The organism is Cryobacterium sp. AP23, from assembly GCF_054075385.1.
In genome coordinates this window covers 150,440-170,203 of sequence record NZ_CM133415.1, presented here as the reverse complement: position 1 = coordinate 170,203, position 19,764 = coordinate 150,440, and the positions used below count along the sequence as shown (strand labels likewise).

The 19,764-nt window shown below is 69.6% G+C and carries 17 protein-coding genes; 7 read left to right on the top strand and 10 right to left on the bottom strand.

Annotation, left to right across the window (positions count from 1 at the left end; all coding sequences use genetic code 11):
* Positions 1-214 precede the first annotated feature (214 nt).
* The gene (locus tag ACU5E9_RS00820) at positions 215-1,171 is read left to right on the top strand and encodes a LacI family DNA-binding transcriptional regulator (protein WP_456811758.1); all 957 of its coding nucleotides are present in this window, start codon (positions 215-217) and stop codon (positions 1,169-1,171) included.
* Positions 1,172-1,406: 235 nt separating this feature from the next.
* Positions 1,407-2,066: a histidine phosphatase family protein gene (locus ACU5E9_RS00815; protein WP_456813470.1), complete on the top strand. Its 660-nt coding sequence runs from the start codon at positions 1,407-1,409 to the stop codon at positions 2,064-2,066.
* 29 nt (positions 2,067-2,095) lie between these two features.
* On the opposite strand, the gene ACU5E9_RS00810 is transcribed toward ACU5E9_RS00815, so the two are convergent.
* The 5 genes from ACU5E9_RS00810 to ACU5E9_RS00790 form a co-directional block, all read right to left on the bottom strand.
* On the bottom strand, positions 2,096-3,094 hold the full coding sequence (locus ACU5E9_RS00810) for an LLM class flavin-dependent oxidoreductase (RefSeq protein WP_456811757.1): 999 nt from the start codon (positions 3,092-3,094) through the stop codon (positions 2,096-2,098).
* 40 nt (positions 3,095-3,134) lie between these two features.
* Positions 3,135-3,596 carry a methyltransferase family protein gene (locus ACU5E9_RS00805; protein WP_456811756.1) on the bottom strand — a complete coding sequence of 154 codons (462 nt, stop codon included), beginning with the start codon at positions 3,594-3,596 and terminating at the stop codon, positions 3,135-3,137.
* Between the two features lie 134 nt (positions 3,597-3,730).
* Positions 3,731-4,723 carry an aggregation-promoting factor C-terminal-like domain-containing protein gene (locus tag ACU5E9_RS00800; RefSeq protein WP_456811755.1) on the bottom strand — a complete coding sequence of 331 codons (993 nt, stop codon included), beginning with the start codon at positions 4,721-4,723 and terminating at the stop codon, positions 3,731-3,733.
* 355 nt (positions 4,724-5,078) lie between these two features.
* Positions 5,079-6,767, bottom strand: coding sequence for an alkaline phosphatase D family protein (locus ACU5E9_RS00795; protein ID WP_456811754.1), 1,689 nt, complete (start codon positions 6,765-6,767; stop codon positions 5,079-5,081).
* The gene (locus ACU5E9_RS00790) at positions 6,764-7,270 is read right to left on the bottom strand and encodes a nitroreductase family deazaflavin-dependent oxidoreductase (protein ID WP_456811753.1); all 507 of its coding nucleotides are present in this window, start codon (positions 7,268-7,270) and stop codon (positions 6,764-6,766) included. Before ACU5E9_RS00790 ends, ACU5E9_RS00795 begins: the two co-directional genes overlap by 4 nt.
* Positions 7,271-7,431: 161 nt before the next feature.
* Between ACU5E9_RS00790 and ACU5E9_RS00785 the strand changes: the two genes are divergently transcribed.
* The gene (locus ACU5E9_RS00785; RefSeq protein ID WP_456811752.1) at positions 7,432-8,604 is read left to right on the top strand and encodes a globin domain-containing protein; all 1,173 of its coding nucleotides are present in this window, start codon (positions 7,432-7,434) and stop codon (positions 8,602-8,604) included.
* A gap of 52 nt (positions 8,605-8,656) precedes the next feature.
* On the opposite strand, the gene ACU5E9_RS00780 is transcribed toward ACU5E9_RS00785, so the two are convergent.
* Positions 8,657-9,298, bottom strand: a complete 642-nt coding sequence (locus tag ACU5E9_RS00780) for a PadR family transcriptional regulator (RefSeq protein WP_456811751.1) — start codon at positions 9,296-9,298, stop codon at positions 8,657-8,659.
* 321 nt (positions 9,299-9,619) lie between these two features.
* Positions 9,620-11,308, bottom strand: coding sequence for a long-chain-fatty-acid--CoA ligase (locus tag ACU5E9_RS00775; RefSeq protein ID WP_456811750.1), 1,689 nt, complete (start codon positions 11,306-11,308; stop codon positions 9,620-9,622).
* A 187-nt stretch (positions 11,309-11,495) separates the two neighbouring features.
* Between ACU5E9_RS00775 and ACU5E9_RS00770 the strand changes: the two genes are divergently transcribed.
* Complete coding sequence (locus ACU5E9_RS00770) at positions 11,496-12,260, top strand: alpha/beta fold hydrolase (protein WP_456811749.1); 765 nt, start codon at positions 11,496-11,498, stop codon at positions 12,258-12,260.
* 116 nt (positions 12,261-12,376) lie between these two features.
* On the opposite strand, the gene ACU5E9_RS00765 is transcribed toward ACU5E9_RS00770, so the two are convergent.
* The 3 genes from ACU5E9_RS00765 to ACU5E9_RS00755 form a co-directional block, all read right to left on the bottom strand.
* On the bottom strand, positions 12,377-13,177 hold the full coding sequence (locus tag ACU5E9_RS00765) for a slipin family protein (RefSeq protein ID WP_456811748.1): 801 nt from the start codon (positions 13,175-13,177) through the stop codon (positions 12,377-12,379).
* A gap of 108 nt (positions 13,178-13,285) precedes the next feature.
* Positions 13,286-14,197 (bottom strand): NmrA family NAD(P)-binding protein, encoded by a 912-nt coding sequence (locus ACU5E9_RS00760; protein ID WP_456811747.1) that lies wholly within the window; start codon positions 14,195-14,197, stop codon positions 13,286-13,288.
* A gap of 70 nt (positions 14,198-14,267) precedes the next feature.
* Positions 14,268-15,587, bottom strand: a complete 1,320-nt coding sequence (locus ACU5E9_RS00755) for an LLM class flavin-dependent oxidoreductase (RefSeq protein WP_456811746.1) — start codon at positions 15,585-15,587, stop codon at positions 14,268-14,270.
* A 130-nt stretch (positions 15,588-15,717) separates the two neighbouring features.
* On the opposite strand from ACU5E9_RS00755, the gene ACU5E9_RS00750 reads away from it, so the two are divergent.
* The 3 genes from ACU5E9_RS00750 to ACU5E9_RS00740 all read left to right on the top strand — a co-directional run bounded on the left by ACU5E9_RS00750 (position 15,718) and on the right by ACU5E9_RS00740 (position 19,666).
* Positions 15,718-17,112: an O-acetylhomoserine aminocarboxypropyltransferase/cysteine synthase family protein gene (locus ACU5E9_RS00750; protein WP_456811745.1), complete on the top strand. Its 1,395-nt coding sequence runs from the start codon at positions 15,718-15,720 to the stop codon at positions 17,110-17,112.
* 64 nt (positions 17,113-17,176) lie between these two features.
* Positions 17,177-19,015, top strand: a complete 1,839-nt coding sequence (locus ACU5E9_RS00745) for a DEAD/DEAH box helicase (RefSeq protein ID WP_456811744.1) — start codon at positions 17,177-17,179, stop codon at positions 19,013-19,015.
* A 78-nt stretch (positions 19,016-19,093) separates the two neighbouring features.
* On the top strand, positions 19,094-19,666 hold the full coding sequence (locus ACU5E9_RS00740) for a hypothetical protein (protein WP_456811743.1): 573 nt from the start codon (positions 19,094-19,096) through the stop codon (positions 19,664-19,666).
* The last annotated feature ends 98 nt before the right edge of the window (positions 19,667-19,764 follow it).

The window sequence follows — 19,764 nt, the reverse complement described above, 5'->3', positions numbered from 1 at the left end:
AAAACCGAACAGAATGAACACCAGCCCCGGTATGAGCAGTAGTGCTGGTTTTCGAGTCATACAGGGCTAACCTTCGGCATACTAGGAGTGGATGAAACCGGTTGTGCAACCGGTTTCATTCCAACCTAAGGCAAGCGTCACCCCCATTTGGGCCCCGAATGTTACGACCACGTAAAACCTCGGCGGTCGATTCGATCAGGAAGGATGGCCTCCAGTGGCCACTCTGGAGCACGTCGCGCAGCACGCTGGAGTATCGAAGGCCACGGCGTCGCGAGCGCTGAGCAAGCCGTTCCTGGTGTCGCCGGCCACCGTTGCGCGGGTGCTGGATTCGGCACGGACGCTGGGCTTCGTGCCCAACCGCACCGCCCAGGCGTTGGCCGGCGGGCGCACCGGGCTCGTGGCCATCGTGGTGCCCACCCTGGAGAACAGCTTCTTCACGCCCATCATCCGGGGAGCGCAGGAGCAGGCGGCCGCCTCGGGGCTGCACCTCACCATCGCCGTGCACGGGCTGGACTCCCCCACCGACCTCGCGGCCCTGGAGACGCTGTCCCGCCAGGTCGACGGTTTCCTGATCGCGGCGCCCCGCGGTGACGACGACGTTGTCTCCGGCGCCGCCGCCGGCATCCCGAGCGTACTGATCGACCGGGAGATCGCCGGCTTGCCCTCGGTCTCCGCCGACACCGCCACCGCCTTCGGCGAGCTGGCCCGCGGCTTCCTCGACCGGGGCCACGCGAGCATCGCCTTCGTCGGCGGGCCCGACCGGTCGTGGCAGAACGCCCAGCGCATCGCCGCCGTGCGGGATGCGACCGCGGGGCGCTGCGAACTCACGGTGCTCGGCCCGTACCCGGCCACCGTCGCCTCCGGCGTGGAGGCGGCCGAGGCCGTCATCGCCTCCGGGGCCACGGCCGTCATCTCGTATGCGGCGTCGATCTCGCTTGGACTCATCTTCGGGCTCAACGCCCGCGGCATCGCGGTGCCCGGCGACGTTGTCGTCAGCGCCGACGACGGCGTCGTGGCCGCCCTCGGCCTCCGCGGCGCCCCCTCGATCGAGGTGGACGGCGAGGAGCTCGGCCGCCTGGCGATGGAAAGGCTGCTCGAACGCATCGGCCACGCGGGCGACGACGCCCAGTCCAAACTGCCCGTGCCCGTGCGCTGGTCCGCCGCCGGCTGACCGCCCGCCCGAGGCACCAGCCCGCACGAGAAGCCAGTTGAGGCCCCTTCAGACGCCCGCAACCGGCCCCAACTGGCAAGTCACCATCCGTCGCCGCCGCGAGAAGCCAGTTGCGGCCCCTTCAGGCGCCGGGAAGGGGCCTCAAACTGGCATGTCACCGTGACCCGCGACAGGACGTGAGGCAGCGGCTCCCCCGCTGTCATCCGGGCACGGCCGTGCCTATGCTGGGATGACCATGCGACTCCTGCTGATCCGCCACGGCCAGACGCCCGCCAACGTGCTCGGGCAGCTTGATACCGCCCACCCCGGACCGGGCCTCACCGAACTGGGTGAGCGCCAGGCCGCGATCATTCCCGAGGCCCTGCGGTTCGATTCGATCGACACGATCTTCGCATCCACCCTGCAGCGCACCCAGCTCACCGCCCAGCCGCTCGCGCTCGACCGGGGATTGGACATCCAGGTGGCCGACGGCCTGCACGAGATCGAGGCCGGTTCCCTCGAGCGCCGCAGCGACCACGCCTCCGTGCGCCGCTACATGGAGACGGTGTTCGCCTGGGGAGCGGGCAACCTCGAGGTGCAGATGCCCGGCGGACCGGACGGGAAGGCGTTCTTCGCCCGGTTCGACGCCGATATCGCCGTGGCGGCCGCGAGCGGGCACACCGCGGCGGTGTTCAGCCACGGTGCGGCCATCCGGGTCTGGGCCGCGTCTCGTGCCACGAACGTGCCGCCGATGTTCGCCGGCCTGCACGACCTCGACAACACCGGCGTGGTCGAGCTGTCCGGCTCACCGGAGGAGGGCTGGACCCTGTTGTCCTGGGCCGGACTGCCGCTCGGCGGCATGCCCCTGGTCGACGCGGATGCCGCGGACCCGACCGGTGAAGCGCTCGACGCGTAGTAGGAATCGAACGCGGCGCCGGGCCCGGCTCAGGCCAGGGCGCCCGCCATGGCGCCGGCGGTGAGCTCGACGGAGCGCAGCCGGTCGGCGATGCCCTGTGACGCGTGCGCGACGATGAGCTCGTCGGCCTGGGTGGCCGCGGCGAGGTCGTCGAGGAAGGTGCGCACATCGGCGGGGGTGCCCACGGCCGTGTACCGCATCATGTCGGCGAGGCGGCCGCCCTCGGTGGTGGTGAGGAACGCGTCGATCTGCTCGTCGGAGTAGTCCGGCGTCGCCGGGCCGCGGCTGATCATGCCGCGCACCCGGGAGCGGCGCATGATCTCGAACTGCTGCGTGGCATCCGCCGCGTCGTCGGCCGCGATCACGTTGGCGGCCACCATCAGGTACGGTTCGGCCAGCTGCGCCGAGGGCTGGAAGTCCCGACGGTAGGTGGCGACGGCCTCGAACAGGGAGCCGGGCGCGAAGTGCGACGCGAAGGCGTACGGCAGCCCGAGCGCGGCAGCGAGGCCGGCGCCGAACAGCGACGACCCGAGGATGTACAGGGGCACGTTGGTGCCGGCGCCAGGGACCGCCCTGACGCCGGGGATGATCGATTCGTCGCGCAGGTACGCCTGCAGCTCCATCACGTCCTGCGGGAACTGGTCGGACGCGCGCGGATCGCGGCGCATCGCCCTGGCGGTGGTCTGGTCGCTGCCCGGCGCCCGGCCGAGGCCCAGGTCGATTCGGCCGGGGTACAGCTCGGCCAGGGTGCCGAACTGCTCGGCGATGGTGAGCGGCGAGTGGTTGGGCAGCATCACGCCGCCGGAACCCAGGCGGATGGTGGACGTCTGCGAGGCGACGTGGCCAACGAGCACGCTGGTGGCCGACGAGGCGATCGTGGGCATGTTGTGGTGCTCGGCGTACCAGACCCGCTCGTACCCGTGCTTTTCGGCGGCCTGGGCGAGGGCGACGCTGGCGGCGAAGCTCTCCTTGATGGTCTGGCCGGGGGCGATGGGGGCGAGGTCGAGAATGGAGAGCGGTGTCGTCATGCTGGGGGTAACGGTTTACGCCCGCGAATCGTTCCCGGATTCAGCGAATCCGCCCCAGGCCGGGCAGGAACCGGCCCACCCGTGCCGCGTACTCCGAGTACGCCGGATGCTCGTCGACGAGCATCCGCTCCTCCCACCTGGCCTTGCCGGATAACAGGCCCACCAGGGCGAACCAGGCCAGGATGTGCAGCAGAGACGACCCGACCAGCACCAGGCCGAGCCCGGCCGCCATCAGACCGGTGTAGATCGGATTGCGCATGAGGCCGTACACCCCGTGCGTGGCCAGCGGCACGTTCTCGCGCGGGATCGGGCTGGCGGTCATGGCGGGCCCGAGGGTGGTGGACCCCCGCACCGCCAGGGCTATGCCCGCCGCACCGAGTGCGATCGCCGTGGCGAGCACGAAGCCGTTGACCGGCCATACCGTGCCGTGCGGAATGATCAGCAGGGCCACCAGCAGCAGCACCTGACCGAGCACCAGGAGGAACGCGAACGCACGTTTCATGCCCCGAGAGTACGCCCGCCCTCGCTGGTGCGGCAGCCCGTAGCGCAAATGCGCTCGGGCGGACGCCGGAACGGCAAACGGCCCGCGAACTCGAGGTTCGCGGGCCGTTCAGGGCGTAATGCCGGGGCGGTGGGTTAGTACCAGCCGACGGATTCGGACTTGGCCCACGCCGCGCACGGGGTGCCGTAGGTGCCGGAGATGTAGCCGAGACCCCAGGAGATCTGGGTGGCGGGGTTGGTGGCCCAGTCGCCGCCGGCCGAGGCCATCTTGCTGCCGGGCAGCGCCTGCGGGATGCCGGTGGCACCGCTGGAGGCGTTGTAGGCGTTCACGTTCCAGCTGGACTCCTTGTCCCAGAGGCTGACGAGGCAGCCGAACTGGTCGCCGCCCCAGCCGTACTTGGCGCTCATCATGTCGCGGGCGATCGCCTGCGCGCCGCTCGGGTTCGTCGGAGCCGACGGGGCAGACGGGGCCGGTGCGCTGCTGGCCTGCGGGGCGGCCTGGGCTTCCTGGGCGGCGCTCGCCGCGGCGGCTTCCTCTGCGGCAGCTTCCTCGGCAGCGGCCTGCTCAGCGGCAGCCTGGGCGGCGGCCTCGGCTGCGGCAGCGGCAGCGGCGGCAGCAGCGGCCTGCTCGGCGGCGATGCGGTCGGCCTCAGCCGTCGCGGACTGCACCGGCGGCACCTGCGTGTTCGTCGTGTCGACGAGGTCGTAGATGCGCTCGGGCGCCAGCTGCTTGTAGTTGCTCAGCATGGCCACGCTGGTGGCCAGGTCGGTGGCGTCCGTCTTGTTCTGCGCGGCAGTGATCACGGCGGTGGCGCCGGCGATGGTGCCCTCAGCGGCCTTGTCGGCGTGCGCGGTGGCGACCGTGCTGTAGCTGCGCAGCTGCTCGGAGTGCAGTCCGGTGCTCTCGGTGAGCGCGGCCGTCTCGGCGACGCGGTCGTTCTGGGCCGCCATCGCGGGCTGCAGCACGAAACCGGTGCCGGCCATTGCGCCGACGACAAGCACCGCGACACCGGCCGCGGTGCGGCGGGTCATGCGGGCACGGTGGGTGTTCGTGGCCCGGGTGTTACCGGGCGCCTCCCCCACGGTCTCGTCGGGGCTGGCGGATGGGCGGGAAAACGGCGAAGTCAAGGTTCAGTATGTCTTTCACAGGGCGAATCGCAGCGGGCACGGATGAGCTCGGGTGTGGCGCTGTAGCCGGTGCGATTCTTAGTCGACGTTCCACAGGCGGGGGCCCGCCCGGGCGAAGTCACCACCCTGCAACATGTTTCTGCATACATCCTCACTTTGTGCCGAGAATGTCCTCCGAGGCCCCCAAATACCCTTGCCTTTTCCGCGCACTTCTGCAGGGTCAGAGAAAACCCTGATCAGAACGATTTGTCTGCGCGAACCCGCGCCGGTGTTGCCGTGTTTCGCCGCTCAAACCCGCCCAAAATTGGTTCGACTGATTTTCCTCGCCAAACGGGAACGCCGGTCAATCGACGAGTCAGCGGGACCGGCCCGCGTGGCGCCGGGCGGCGCGCGGAGCGAGGGTGACATCGGCGATCGTCTTGAGGGTCGGATGCGCCTCATCGCCGTCCCGGACCACCCCGGTGATCCACCGCATCCGCAGCCCCTGCGGGGTCTCGGCGACACTGGCGAGGCAGTTCTCGAACCAGGGGCCACGGATCCCCCGCCACGCCAGCGGCGCGGACGGCACACCGGCCGACCGGGCCAGCAGTTCGCTGGGCCGGTTCGCAATGGCGTAGGACAGCACCGCGGAGAACGAGCGCAGCTGCAGGGCCAGCGGGTTGCGGATCGGCGAGCAGACGGCCTGCACGATGCGACTGCCGGTGGAGCGCTGCACCTCGGCGAGATAGGAGTAGTGCACGTCCCCGGAGAGGAAGACGATGCTCTCCGGTGCCGGGCCGCGCCGGCCGTCTGCCACCTCGGTGATCATGTGAGCCACGCGGCGGAAGCTCGATTGGAACGCGGCCCAGTGCTCCAGGTCGAGCGCCTGGCGCAGCTTCTCGCTGATTCCGGCCAGCCGCCGGCCCCAGGCCCCCTCGGCGGTCGCCTCGTTCCAGGACTCCAGGTGGTGCAGCCCGGTGGGCAGGAGGAACGGCAGCGACGTGCCCACCAACAGGTGCCGGAAGCCGCCGCGCATCCGCTCGTCGAGCCAGGTCGACTCGTCCTCGTCGATGAGGGCACGCCGAGCCGGGTCGAGCACCCGCGCGGCGCGGGAGTCGACCACGATCAGCCGGCTGTCGCCGAGGTCGCGGCAGTAGCTCCAGCGGTAGCTGGACGGCTCCGAGTCGGCGCGCTCGACGAACCGGTCGAGTGGGTCGCTGAGGTCGAGCTCGGCGTCGTCGTCGTGCGCCGCGACCAGCCGCCAGATCTCATCGGCCGCCCGTTCGGCCGGCGATAGGTTGCCGAGGTGCTGGTACACCCAATACGAGGCCAGGCCGGCGACCAGCCGCCGGTGCCACCAGGAGGTCTGCTCCATCTCGCGCTTCCAGCTCAGCGAGGCGTTCCAGTCGTCGCGGATGTCGTGGTCGTCGAAGATCATCGCGGTCGGCACCGTCGAGAGCAGCCAGCGGTTCGCCGGGTCGGACCAGGCCAGCCCGTAGAGATGGGCGTACTCCTCGAAATCGGCCAGCTCCTCGCCCGGCGGTTCGGCCGGGTCCCGCTTGGCGCGGATGAACTCCTGCATCTGCTCGCTGGTGGTGTCGGCGTAGACCTGGTCGCCGAGGAAGAGCATCAGGTCCGGCCAGGCGAACCGTTCCGGCCGGGCGGCCATCTGCACCGCGAACGTGCGCAACGCATCCACCCCGTGGCTATGGTTGCCGTTCGTATCGTGCGGCACGCTGGTGCGGCAGGACCCGAACCCGATCCGCATCGGAGCGCCCGGCGCCAGTGTGGTGATGAAGGATGCCGGGTATCGCCAGTTCGCCGGCGGCCACACCTCCTCGTCGTCGATGTCGACGGTGTAGGGCGTGACCGTCCCCGGCTCCAGCTCGTCCACGTGCACCAGCGCGAAGTGGTGCCCGTGCACGGCGAAGGTGCGAGCCGACCAGGCCCGGCCGGCCGCCCGCACCGTGACCAGCGCGGCATCGGCCGTTTCCACCCACACCGCAGCGGTGGACGCATCGACGTACCGCAGCATGGGACCGAGGATCAGTGCCGCGCCGGTCATGGCCCGGTCATCGATCTCTCGGCGACCGGCCGCAGCAGGAACAGGCGGACGGTGCGCCCGGAGTCGCGCTCGTAGCCGCGGTAACCCGGCCACTGCGTTTCGATGCGATGCCAGGCCGCGTCGCGGGCATCGGGCGCGATGAGGCTGCTCCGCACCGGCACCGTGCGGCCGTGCACGGTGATGGCGGCATCCGGATGGGCGAGCAGGTTGTACGTCCAGGCCGGGTGTCGTTCGCGGGCGAAACTCGTGCCGGCCACGATCGCCCGGCCGTGCCCGTCGGGGGTGTACATCAGCGCGGACTCGCGCGGCTGGCCGGACTTCGCCCCGGTGGAGTGCAGCACGAGCGACGGCACCAGCAGCGCGCTCAACTGCACCCGCCCGCGGCTGGCCCGGTTCAGGAGGCGTTCGATCGGTGGCAGCACCGTCGGGGCGAGGGCCCGGAACAATCGGGTGCGGGTGAGGGGCGCGATGAACGACCGCACCAGGTGCACAACGGTGGACATGCGGACAGTCTGTACCCGTTGCCGCGCCCTCGCACCGATGCCCGGTTCCGGTATCGGCCGGCGTCGGCACCAGAGGCTTTCGCCTCCCCCGAACGGGGGTGACGGTTGTTACCGTGAGACTCCCCGTTCACCCGCACAACTCCCCACAGCCAGGAGCCGGCATGCTGTCCCCCACGTCCCACCCCCTCATCGAAGCCACGCTCCCCCTGGTCGGCGAACGGCTGCCCGCCATCGCCACCGGGTTCTACGCCCGCATGTTCGCCGCGCATCCGGAGCTCTTCGACGGCCTGTTCAGCCGGTCGAACCAGAAAAGCGGCGTGCAGCAGCAGGCCCTCGCCGGCAGCATCGCCGCCTTCGCCGCGCACCTCGTGAAGGACCCCACCAGCGCGCCGGAGATCATGCTCTCCCGCATCGCCCACAAACACGTCTCCCTCGGGATCCTGCCCGAACAGTACGACGTGGTGTACCAGTACCTCTTCGAATCCATTGCGCACGAGCTCAGCGATGTTCTCACCGCCGAGATTGCGGCCGCCTGGACCGAGGTCTACTGGCTGATGGCGCACGCCCTGATCAAGCAGGAGAAGGGCCTGTACGCCGCAGCGGCCAGCGACAAACCGCTCGCGCCGTGGACGGTCACCCGGAAGGATCCCGCCGGAAGCGACGCCATCACCTTCACTCTGGTGCCGGCCGACGACACCCCCGCGTCCGCGTCCCGGCCCGGCCAGTACGTGGGCGTGACGGTGCGGATGCCCGACGGCATCCGCCAGGTGCGGCAATACTCGCTCTCGGCCGGCACCGACACCCGGACCCGGGTGTTCACGGTCAAGCTGGACAACGACGGCGAGGTGTCCCCCGTGCTGCACCGGGACGTGCAGGTCGGCGACCAGCTGACCCTGTCGAACCCGTGCGGCGACATCACCCTCAGCACGGGCAACGGCCCCCTGGTGCTGGCCTCGGCCGGCATCGGCTGCACCCCGCTGGCGTCGATCCTGCGCTCCCTGGTCGAGACCGGCTCCGAGCGCGAGGTACTGGTGCTGCATGCCGAAAGCACCATCGAGCGCTGGGCGCTGCGCGAGCAGATGCGCGCCGATGTCGCGATCCTGGAAGCGGCCGAGCTGGAGCTCTGGCTCGAGGCGCCAAGCGCCAAGGACACCGCGCATGCCGGCTTCATGTCACTGGATTCCGTGACCATCCCGTTGGATGCGTCCGTGTACCTGTGCGGTCCGCTGCCGTTCATGCGCGCGATGCGGGCCCAGGCGCTGGCGTCCGGGGTGCCGGCCGCGAGGATCCACTACGAGGTCTTCGGTCCGGACCTCTGGCTCGCCAGCGCCTGAGCCGACCGGTTACCGGCCGGCCCAGGCATCGGTCGCCACCGGCCTCACGCCGCTAGTCGGCGAGGATGAGGTAGAGCGCCCGGCGAACCTCATCGAGCTTCTCGCTCGCGGCGGCCCGCTGGGCATCCGTCGCGGAGGACCGGAACTGGTGCACGACGCCGAAGAGCTTGCCGACACTCTCGTGGAACGCCGCGTCGGCGTCGGACTGCCCCGGGGTCGCGTCCCAGGCCTTCTGCAGCTCGTCGGCGTGCTCGGCCAGGTAGGCCCGGCCCGCCTCGGTCAGCGCATAGTCGGTGCGCTTGCCGTCGCCGGTCGGTGAGATGAGTTCCTCATCGACGAGCTGCTGCAGGGTGGGATAGATCGAACCGGGGCTGGGGCGCCAGGCGCCACCGGTCTTCTCCTCGATGGCCCGGATGAGTCCGTAGCCGTTGGAGGGCTGGTCGGCGAGCAGCGAGATGATCGCCGAGCGCACGTCGCCCTTGTTGGCGCGGCGCGAGCCGCGGGGACCGCCGGGGCCGAAGCCGGGACCGAAGCCGCCGAAGCCGGGGCCTCCCGGTCCGAAACCGCGGCCGAAGCCACGGCCGTGGCCGGCGCCTGAATCGTGGTGGGCCCGGTGCATCTCCGGGGAGAAGCCGGACCGGCCGAAGTCGGGGTGGCCGAAATCTGAATTGTTGTTGTGATGAGTGCGCTTCATGATCGCAATCGTCCTTTCGCGGTGTGCGCGACCCGGGCAGCTGCCGCGGGCGCGCGTCGCGGAACTTCCGCGATACTTAACGATATATCGGTGAGTATCGGAAAGTCAAGCGTCCATCAGCCGCGCACCCCCAACACGGCTCCTCCAACATGACTGGCCCAGTTTTGCTAGTGCGAAGCACACCGGTACTAGCAAAAATGGGCCACCCACAATGCACGTTCTGTTGGGTGGCCCAGAATTGCTAGTTGACGAGCCGGAACACTAGCGAAAATGGGCCAGTCCGGGCGGGCAGGGCGGATGCGTCGAGACGTCGGCGGGACGTCAGAGGGTCGGCAGCACCTGCTCGCGCACCTTGCGGCGAAGCACCTTGCCGAGCATGGTGCGCGGGGTGTCGGTGATCTGCACGATCCGGCGCGGGATCTTGTACGCCGCCAGGTGCTCCCGGCAGTGATCCTGCAGGGCCTTCTCGTCCAGGGTTGCGCCGGGCTCGAGCTCGACGGCCGCGACCACCATCTCGCCGCCGCGTTCGAGCGTCTTGCCGAAGACCGCGGCATCCGTCACCGAGGCGTGCAGCCGCAGCACGGTCTCCACCTCGGTGGGCGACACGTTGAAGCCGCCCGTGATGATGAGGTCCTTGGCCCGGTCGACGATGGTGGAGAAGCCGTCTTCGTCCACGGTCACGATGTCGCCGGTGCGCAGCCACCCGTCGGGGGTGAGGGTCTTGGCGGTCTCCTCGGGGTTGTTCCAGTAGCCCTGGAACACCTGCGGGCCCTTGATCAGGAGCTCCCCCGGCTGTCCCTGCTCCACCTCGACCGTGGGGTCACTCGGGTCGGTCACCTTCATCAGGGTCGACGAGAACGGGATGCCCACGGTGCCGGGCCGCCGGGTCGGGTAGAACGGGTTGCCCATCGCGACCGGTGACGCCTCGGTCATGCCGAAACCCTCCACCAGTAACCCGCCGGACACCGACTCCCAGAGTTCGACGACGTGGTCGGGCAGATTCATGGCACCGGAGATGCAGAACCGGCAGGAGCGCAGCGAGATGCCCCGCTCCTTCGCGGCGAGCGCGGTGCGCTCGTAGATCGGCGGCACCGCGCAGTACACCGTCGCCGGGGTCTTTTTCATGGTGTCGAGCACGGTCTTCGGGTCGAACTTGGGAAACAGCACGATCAGCGCCTGCTTGTGGATGCCGTAGGTCAGGTACAGCGTGAGGCCGAAGGAGTGGAACATCGGCAGGATCGCGTAGAAGACCTCCTTGCGGTATTCGGCCCCGTGCATCCACGCCTCCCCCTGCAGCGCGTTGCAGTGCAAGTTGTAGTGGGTGAGCATGGCGCCCTTGGGGCGGCCGGTGGTGCCGGAGGTGTACTGGATGGCGGCGAGGTCGTTCAGGCCCGGGCGGGGATGCGCCGGGTCGATGGCGCCGCGGCGGAACAGGTCCTTCCACGGGGTGGTTCCGGCGGCCGAGCCGGTGAGCGCCTGGCGGGACTCGCGCAGGCTCTTCACCGGCAGGCGCAGCGCCAGCCGCTTGAGGGCGGGGAACGCGTGCAGCAGGTTGACGGAGACGATGTGGTCGATCTCGATGTCGGCCGGGAACTCGCGCACCGTGGCGGCGACCTTGTCCCAGGCGATCACCATGCGGGCCTGGTGGTCCTCGAACTGGTGGCGGAGTTCGGGCGAGGTGTAGAGCGGGTTGTGCTCCACGACGATGCCGCCGAGGCGCAGCACCGCGTAGAACGCCACCACATGCTGCGGGCAGTTGGGCAGGATGAGGGCCACCCGGTCGCCGGCCCGCACCCCGAGGTGCCGCAACCCTTCGGCTGCCCGGTCGATCTGGGCGCCCAGCTCGGCGTAGCTGGTGCGGCGGCCGAAGAACTCCAGGGCCGGGGCGTCGCCGGCCTCCGCCACCGCGTGCTCGAGCATCTCGACCAGCGAGGTGGTGGGGTAGTCGATCTCGGCGGGCACGCCCGGTTGGTAGTGCTTCACCCAGGGCTGCTGCTCAGTAATGGCCATGCAGACATCCTCCCGCGAACTGCTCCCCCGTGCTGCACGACCCGGGGCGCGGCGCGTCGGTGCGGGCGCGCGCGGAATTCGGGCGCCAGCGGTTGACCGCTGTGGTCACCCGGTGGCACGGTATCAGCGAACACGTGCGCTCGGCCGCCAGCAGCATCGACCCTGCCGAGACAGCGAAGGAGACACCATGCCCACCGTGACATCCCGCGACGGCACCACGATCGCCTTCGACAGCCTCGGCACCGGGCCGGCCCTGATCCTGGTGGACGGGGCCACCTGCTACCGCGATGCCGGTCCCATGCGCCCGCTGGCCGCGCTCCTGGCCGACCGGTTCACGGTGTACGTCTACGATCGCCGCGGGCGGGGAGCCAGCGGCGATACCCTGCCATTCGCGGTCGACCGGGAGATCGACGACATCGCCGCCCTGATCGGGGCGGCCGGCGGCCGGGCAGCGCTGTTCGGCATGTCCAGCGGTGGTGCGCTGGCCCTCGCCGCCGCCGCCGAACTGGGCACAGCGGTCACCGTGCTGGCCGTCTACGAGGTGCCCGTGAGCATCGACCTCGACCCCGGCGCGATCGCCTACTCCCGGGCGCTCGCCGAGGCCCTGGCCGACGGACGCCGCGGGGACGCCATGGCCCTCTTCCTGGCCCGGGTGGGTGTGCCGGCCGAGCAGATCGCGGGCATGCGGCAGGCGCCGATGTGGGCCGGCTTCGAAGCGATCGCCCCCACCCTCGCCTACGACGATGCCGTCCTCGGCGACGGCCTCCTCCCCTACGACCGGATCGAGGCCATCCGGGTTCCCGCGGTCGTGCTGAGCGGCGAACGCGCGCAGGAATTCATCCGCGAATCGGCCCGGGCCCTGGCCACCGCCCTGGCCCACGGCCGGCACGTCGAACTCGCCGGCCAGACCCACGACGTAGACCTCGCCGTGCTCGCCGCCGCCCTGCACTAGACCCTGGGCTAGCCGCCCCGTGGCCTGAGCCGCTAATCAGGAAATAGTGGAGATAGTAGGACGCCTGCGGCCACACCGTCCTCAATTGCTCACTAAATCCTCTTAATCGGATGCCGCTAGTCGGTATCGGAGGCGGAGGCGGCCGCGTTCCGGGATTCCCGGGCCAGGAAGGTGCCGAGTTCGCTGATGGTGCTCATCAGCGGGGCCGGGAACACGACGATGGTGTTCTTGTCGACGCCGATCTCCACCAGGGTCTGCAGGTTGCGCAGCTGCAGGGCGATCGGATGCGCCATCATGATGTCCGCAGCCTGGCCGAGGGTCGCGGCGGCCAGCTGCTCCCCCTCCGCGTTGATGATCTTGGCCCGCTTCTCCCGCTCGGCCTCGGCCTGCTTGGCCATCGACCGTTTCATGGTGTCCGGCAGCAGGATGTCCTTGAGCTCGACGAGGGTCACCGCCACTCCCCAGCCGAGGGTCTGGGCGTCCAGGATCTCGCGCACACTCACGTTGAGCACCTGGGTGTTGGTCAGGGTTTCATCCAGGGCGTGCTGGCCGACCACCTTGCGCAGGGTGGTCTGGGCGATCTGCTCGATCGCCGACCGCACGTTCTCGATCTCCACGACCGACTTCACCGAGTCGATCACCCGGTAGTACGCGACCGCCGAGACCCCCACGCTCACGTTGTCCCTGGTGATGATGCCCTGGGATTCGATGGGAAGGGTCACGATCCGCAGCGACACCCGGTGCATCACGTCGACGAACGGGATGATGAAGTGCAGGCCCGGCTTCAACATGCCGACCAGCCGGCCGAACCGCAACAGCACGCCCTGCTCGTATTGCGTGACCACCTTGATCGACAAGGCCAGCAGCACGATCAGCAGGATCACCGCGAGTGCCAGGAGCACCCAGAACGCAACCATCAGGATCACCTTCCGACCGGGCGGGACGCCTACTGGCATCCACCGCCCTACCGGTCATTCTGCGCCTCCCCGGTTCCCTCCACCAGTGCCGCGGCAGGCTGCAGGCGGCTACACCGTGCGCTGGGTTTGAGCGGCCAGGAATTGGGCGAAGGTGCGCGGTCGCAACCCGAACACCGCACTGTGCGCCGGGCGAGCCCGGTGATTGACCTGTTCGTACCAGACCTGCTTGGCGACCCAGCCGGGGTGATGGCCGCGCCCGATGAGGTCGTCGGGGCTGGTGTGCACGTAGCGGAAGCTCCGCCCCGATGCCTCAGACATCGCCTGGGCGATCTGTGGGAAGGTCATCACGTCGCCGGCCAGCTCGACCTCCGCCCGGTCGAACACGTCAGGGGCCGCGAACGCCGCCGCCGCGGCCTCCCCGATGTCGTCGACGGCCACCAGCGGCAGCGGCACGTGGGGCGCCGTCGCCGCGGCGAGCACCCCCGTGTCCTGTTCGATGAACATGCCGGCCAGCCGGGGCGGAACGAAATTGTCCATGAAGATGGCCGGCTTGAGCAGGGTGACGATCGGGATGCCTGACTCCCGGGCTTCGCGCTCCACGGCCTCCTTGTCGTTCCAGTAGGCCTCGTCGTAAGCGCGGTCGGCCCGGGAATGTCCCGGCGTCCAACCCGACACCGACGAGTGCACGAGGTGGTGCACCCCGGTGCGCGCGGCCGCCGAGACCAGGGCGGCACCGTGCCGCACCTCGCTGGCGGGGTCGGTGACCTTGGCCGAGAGCACCACCGAGAAGAGGCCCCGTGCACCGGTCAGCAGCTCATCGAGCGACCCCGGATCATCCAGGTCGCCCTCGACCAAACGGACGCCGAGGCCGGCCAGTTGCTGCGCCGCGGGCGTGGAGCTGTTCCGCACCACGGCGACCACGGGAACGTTCCGGCGGCGGAGCGCCCGGGCCACCGCCCCGCCCTGCGCTCCCGTGGCTCCCACGATGGCGATCGGTCCGGCCGCGGTGTTGGTACTCATGGCGATGGTGCTCGTTTCGGTACAGGTCCCAGGTCGAACCCCTTCCGGGTATTCTGCCAAATCCGCTTGCTCAGAAGTCGGTGAGGTTCGCCCGCAACCCACCCCCGCCGAAGGAGTCGCGCAGGATGCCGCGGTGGCGCAGTTCCGGCACCAGCTGGTCGAGCATCCGGTGCACGGTCACGGGGTGCAGGTCCCCGTTGATGATGAACCCGTCGTTGTCGGCGGTCTCACCCAGCTCCTCGATGAAGTCGGCGAACTGCCCGGCGGTGCCCACGAAGCCGGTCCTGTCGCTGATCTTGCCCTTCCGTGCCTTGCGGGAGGCGATCTGGCGCAGGGTATCCGTGCCGATGTCACCGCCGGCGCCCACCAGGTTGTTGATGGTGCCCTGGGAGACGTGCTGGCCGAACACGCCCGGACCGATCGGCTTGTCCAGGTCGAGCACCGTCAGGTCGGTCTCGAGGTCGCTGGACTGGGCCGCCAGGACCTGGCGCAGCGCGTCGTCGGAGGGATGCGCGGCCGCGGACACGATCCTTTCCACTTCCTCCTCGCTCGCCACGATCTCCGGGGTGAGCACGAACAGGATGTTGATGTCAGACGGCACCCGGCCGCGCTCGCGGGCGGCGGCGTGGATCTTCGCCCGGTACGCGGTGACGCTCTCGGTGGTCAACGGCGCCAGGGCCAGCTGCACGTCCGAGTGCGCGCCGGCGAAGCCCAGACCCCGGCCGGAGCCGCCCGGCGACACGACGACGGGGTCGCCGTCGTCGAACGGCAACGCGTTTAACGGACCGTCGAACCGGAAATACTCCCCGTCGTGCTGGAAGGCGTCCAGCTTCGCCGCATCCGCGAACTGGCCGGTGGCGGCGTTGTCCACGTGGGCGCCGGCACCCCAGCTGTGCCAGAGCCGGCGGATGCCGCTGAGCCATTCCTCCGCCCGGTCGTAGGCGGCGTCGTGGCCGAGTTCCGGCACCCCGAAGTGCCGGGCGCTCTTGACGTCGGTGACGACGTTGAGGCCGAACCGGTTGCTGCTGAGGTGCTGCAGCGTCGCGAATTGCCGGGCGGCCAGGTACGGCGGGTAGGCGCCGGCGTTCACGGTCGGGGCGACACCGAGGTGGCTGGTGACGTCGAACAGGTACGGGGCCAGCATCAGCGGGTCGTGCTTCGGGCCGCCGTAGGCCGAGTTCACCCGCAGGTTCAGGGTCTCGGGCGAGCCGAGCGACAGGGCGTCCTCGATGATCAGCAGGTCGAAGCCGGCCTGCTCGAGTTCGCGCACCGACTGCTGGTAGATGGCCGGCTTCTGCCACTCGTAGTTCCAGCGGTAGTCGGGCCGCCCCCAACCCTGGGGGCCGAAGCCGCGACCGAAGAACCATCCGAAATGCTGCAGGTGTGCCATGGTTCCAGTCTCAGCGGCCCGGGCCGGCTGCGCTCGATTGTGTCGCTCTGTGAACCGGGCTGATTGTCGCCCGCCCCTCCGCCACGTAGCGTGGCACGTCAAGCAGGACAGGCCGAGAGGGACCAGCACCATGACCACCACCGCCACACCGTACGGCCAGGACCACTTCGGGTTCGCCACCGAGCAGGTGCACGCCGGCGAGATCGTCGGCGGCGACTTCGGCGCGCGCATCACCCCGATCTACCTCACCGCCGGTTTCGTCTTCGACTCCTTCGACCACGCCCAGGCCCGGTTCGCGGGCCAGGACGGCGGCCTCGTCTACACCCGCTACGCCAACCCCACCAACGCGGCGGTCGAGGCCAAGCTCACCGCGCTGGAACACGGCGTGGATTCGCTGCTGGTCGCCAGCGGCCAGGCCGCGATCACCGTCGCGCTGCTGGGCATCCTGCGGGCCGGCGACCACTTCCTCTCCGCACCCAGCCTGTACGAGGGATCGAAGACCCTGTTCCGGGAGAACTTCGCCCGGTTCGGCATCGAGGTGGAGTTCGTCGACAACCCGCACGACATCGACGACTGGCGCCGCCGGGTACGCCCCAACACCCGCGCCATCTACGGCGAGACCATCCCCAACCCCAAGAACGACCTGATCGACATCGGCCAGATCGCCGCCTTCGCCCACGAGTCGGGGCTCCCGTTCGTGATCGACAGCACGGCCTCCACCCCGTACCTGATCCGGCCCCTCGATCACGGCGCCTCCATCGTGGTGCATTCGGCCAGCAAGTTCCTCAGCGGCCACGGCGCCTCCCTGGCCGGTGTGGTCATCGACGGCGGCACCTTCGACTGGGCCGCGTACCCCGACAAGTTCCCGCAGTTCAACACCCCCATCGGAGGCGCCGGCACCCCGACGCTGGTGGAGAAGTTCGGCACCACCGCCTACCTCGAGTACACCCGCACCATCATCGCCGGGCGGCTCGGGCCGGTGCTGTCGCCCCTGAACGCCTTCCTGCTGCAGCAGGGCCTGGAGACTCTCTCCCTGCGGGTGGGCCAGCACTCGCGGAACGCCCTCACCGTGGCCCGCTGGCTCGAGGCCCAGCCGGAGGTGGAGTCGGTGGACTACCCCGGCCTGCCGTCGAACCCGTCGCACGCCATCGCCCGGCGGTACTACCCTCGCGGCACCGGATCCGTGTTCGGGTTCACCCTGCGCGGCGGCATCGCGGATGCCCGCACCCTGATCGACGCCCTCGAACTGTTCAGCCGGATGTCGCACCTCGGCGATGTGCGCTCGCTCGTGTTGCACCCCGGCACGACCTCGCACGCGCACCTGAGCGCCGAGGAGCGCGACCGGCTCGGCATCTACCCGGGCCTGGTGCGGCTGTCGGTCGGCATCGAAGACGAAGACGACCTGCTCGCGGACCTGCAACAGGCGTTCGCGGTGGTGCGCAGGACCCACGCCCAGGCGGTTCCGGCCGCTGCGGCGGAGTTCGCGGTGACGGATGTGGACGCCGGGTTGTCCCTCTCGGCGTGACCCTGCGGGCACGGATTTTGCTCTCCCGAACGGGGTACGTTCTCCGACCGACTACCGTAGTAGTATGACGCCTCCTGATACATCTGCACCGACCGAGGCAGATGCTGCCCGAACGACCATCAACTTTTCCGAGCTTGGACTGAGCGACTCCGTACTCAAGGCTCTCAAGGACGTCGGCTACGAGACGCCTTCTGCCATCCAAGCCGCCACGATCCCGCCGCTGCTCGACGGCCGCGACGTCGTGGGCCTCGCCCAGACCGGAACCGGCAAGACCGCCGCGTTCGCGCTGCCGATCCTCTCCCGGCTCGACCTCTCCCAGAAGAGCCCCCAGGCCCTGGTGCTCGCACCCACCCGCGAACTCGCCCTGCAGGTCTGTGAGGCGTTCGAGAAGTACGCCGCCCACATGAAGGGTGTGCATGTTCTTCCCGTCTACGGCGGACAGGGTTACGGCATCCAGCTCTCCGCGCTCCGCCGTGGCGTGCACGTTGTCGTCGGTACGCCCGGCCGCATCATGGACCACCTCGAAAAGGGCACCCTCGACCTCACCCAGCTCAAGTACCTGGTGCTGGACGAGGCCGACGAGATGCTCAAGATGGGCTTCGCCGAGGACGTCGAGACGATCCTCGCCGACACCCCGGACGACAAGCAGGTGGCCCTGTTCTCCGCCACCATGCCCGCCGCGATCCGCCGTATCTCCAAGCAGTACCTGAACAACCCCGAAGAGATCACGGTCAAGAACAAGACCACGACCTCGGCGAACACCACCCAGCGCTACCTGCTGGTCTCGTACCCGCAGAAGGTCGACGCGCTCACCCGCATCCTCGAGGTGGAGAACTTCGAGGGCATGATCGTCTTCACCCGCACCAAGAACGAGACCGAGACGCTCGCCGAGAAGCTGCGTGCCCGCGGCTACTCCGCCACCGCGATCAACGGCGACGTTCCCCAGGTACAGCGTGAGCGCACCGTGGAGCAGCTGAAGAGCGGCAAGCTGGACATCCTGGTCGCCACGGACGTCGCCGCCCGCGGCCTGGACGTGGAGCGGATCAGCCACGTCATCAACTACGACATCCCGATCGACACCGAGTCCTACGTGCACCGCATCGGCCGCACCGGCCGCGCGGGCCGCAGCGGCGCCGCGATCAGCTTCGTCACCCCGCGTGAGCGTCACCTGCTCACCGCGATCGAGCGGGCCACCCGCCAGCCGCTCACCCAGATGCAGCTGCCCAGCGTGGAAGACGTCAACGTCACCCGGCTCGCCCGCTTCGACGACGCCATCACCGCGGCCCTCGAAGAAACCGCGCGCATCGCCGCGTTCCGCGACATCGTCGGCCACTACGTGTCCCACCACGATGTGCCGGAGGCCGACGTCGCCGCCGCCCTCGCCGTGGTCTCGCAGGGTGAGACCCCGCTGCTGCTCAACGCCGACGACGTGCGCGCCGCGCAGCGTTTCGACCGTGAGCGCACCGAGCACCGCGACCGCGACCGGCCCGCACGCAACGATCGCAGGGACGATCGCGGCAGCCGCGACGACCGCGGCAGCCGCGACGACCGCCCGCTGCGCAGCGAACGCCCCGAGCGCCGCTCACGGGACAGCAACCGGGCCATGGCCTCGTTCCGCATCGAGGTCGGCAAGCGCCACAAGGTGGAGCCGCGCCAGATCGTCGGCGCCCTCGCCAACGAGGGTGGCCTGAGCCGGGAAGACTTCGGTGCGATCCAGATCCTGCCCGAGTACTCCCTGGTGGACCTGCCCGCCGACCTGTCCAGCGACGTTCTCGGTCGTCTCTCGGCGACCCGCATCAGCGGCAAGCTCATCGAGATCCACGCCGACAACGGCGCCTCCGCGGGCCGCAACGACCGCCCGCAGCAGGGCGACCGGTCCGAGCGGCCGCCGCGCCGCTACTAGGCTCGACGCACTACTCAACCGGGGGGATGAGACATGAGCGCGGAGTCACCGGCACGCCCGGGCCGACCGGCGATCCGGATGCATCAGACGCACGATGCATCCGGGGCGCCGGCACCGGCAGAATTCCTGGAGCAGCTGCCGCCGGCACCGCTTCCCATCACGGTCGGGTCCTCGGCGATGCGGTTCCTCAGCCCGCTGAACCCATCCCGCACCGACCGGGAATTCGCCTACGCCTACTCCGACCCTGCCCGCGGATCCGGCTGGCTCGAGCTCGAGGGGTTCCGGCCCGGTGATGCCCGGCGCGTCCAGGAACTCGTTCGGATGGAGGAGATCGTGCGGGTCGTCGGCCCCGAGCCGCGTAAGAACGCGGACCTCGCCTACGGCAACGCCCTCATCTTCAAGTCGAACAACCCCTGGATCATCATCGTCTTCTCGGCGGCCTTCGTCGGGCTCGGCGCCTACGCCTTCCTCTGGATTCCCACCTACTCGCACCTGATCTGGCTGTACGCGATCACCGGGGGCCTGCTGATGGCGATGGGTGTGCTCCTGGGCGTCGTGACCGCACGGAGGGTCCCCTGGTGGCATCGCGCCCGCCGGTATGCGCGCAAGGACGGCGAGAAGATACCCTCCGACCTTTCGGTCTGGGGCTGACCCCGGGCGTTTTGCCAGGACCGTGCCCTATGCTGGTTTCAGCAAGGGGAGTACTCCCACGCGGCGCACCCGTCAATACGGACTTAACGAAGAGTCCC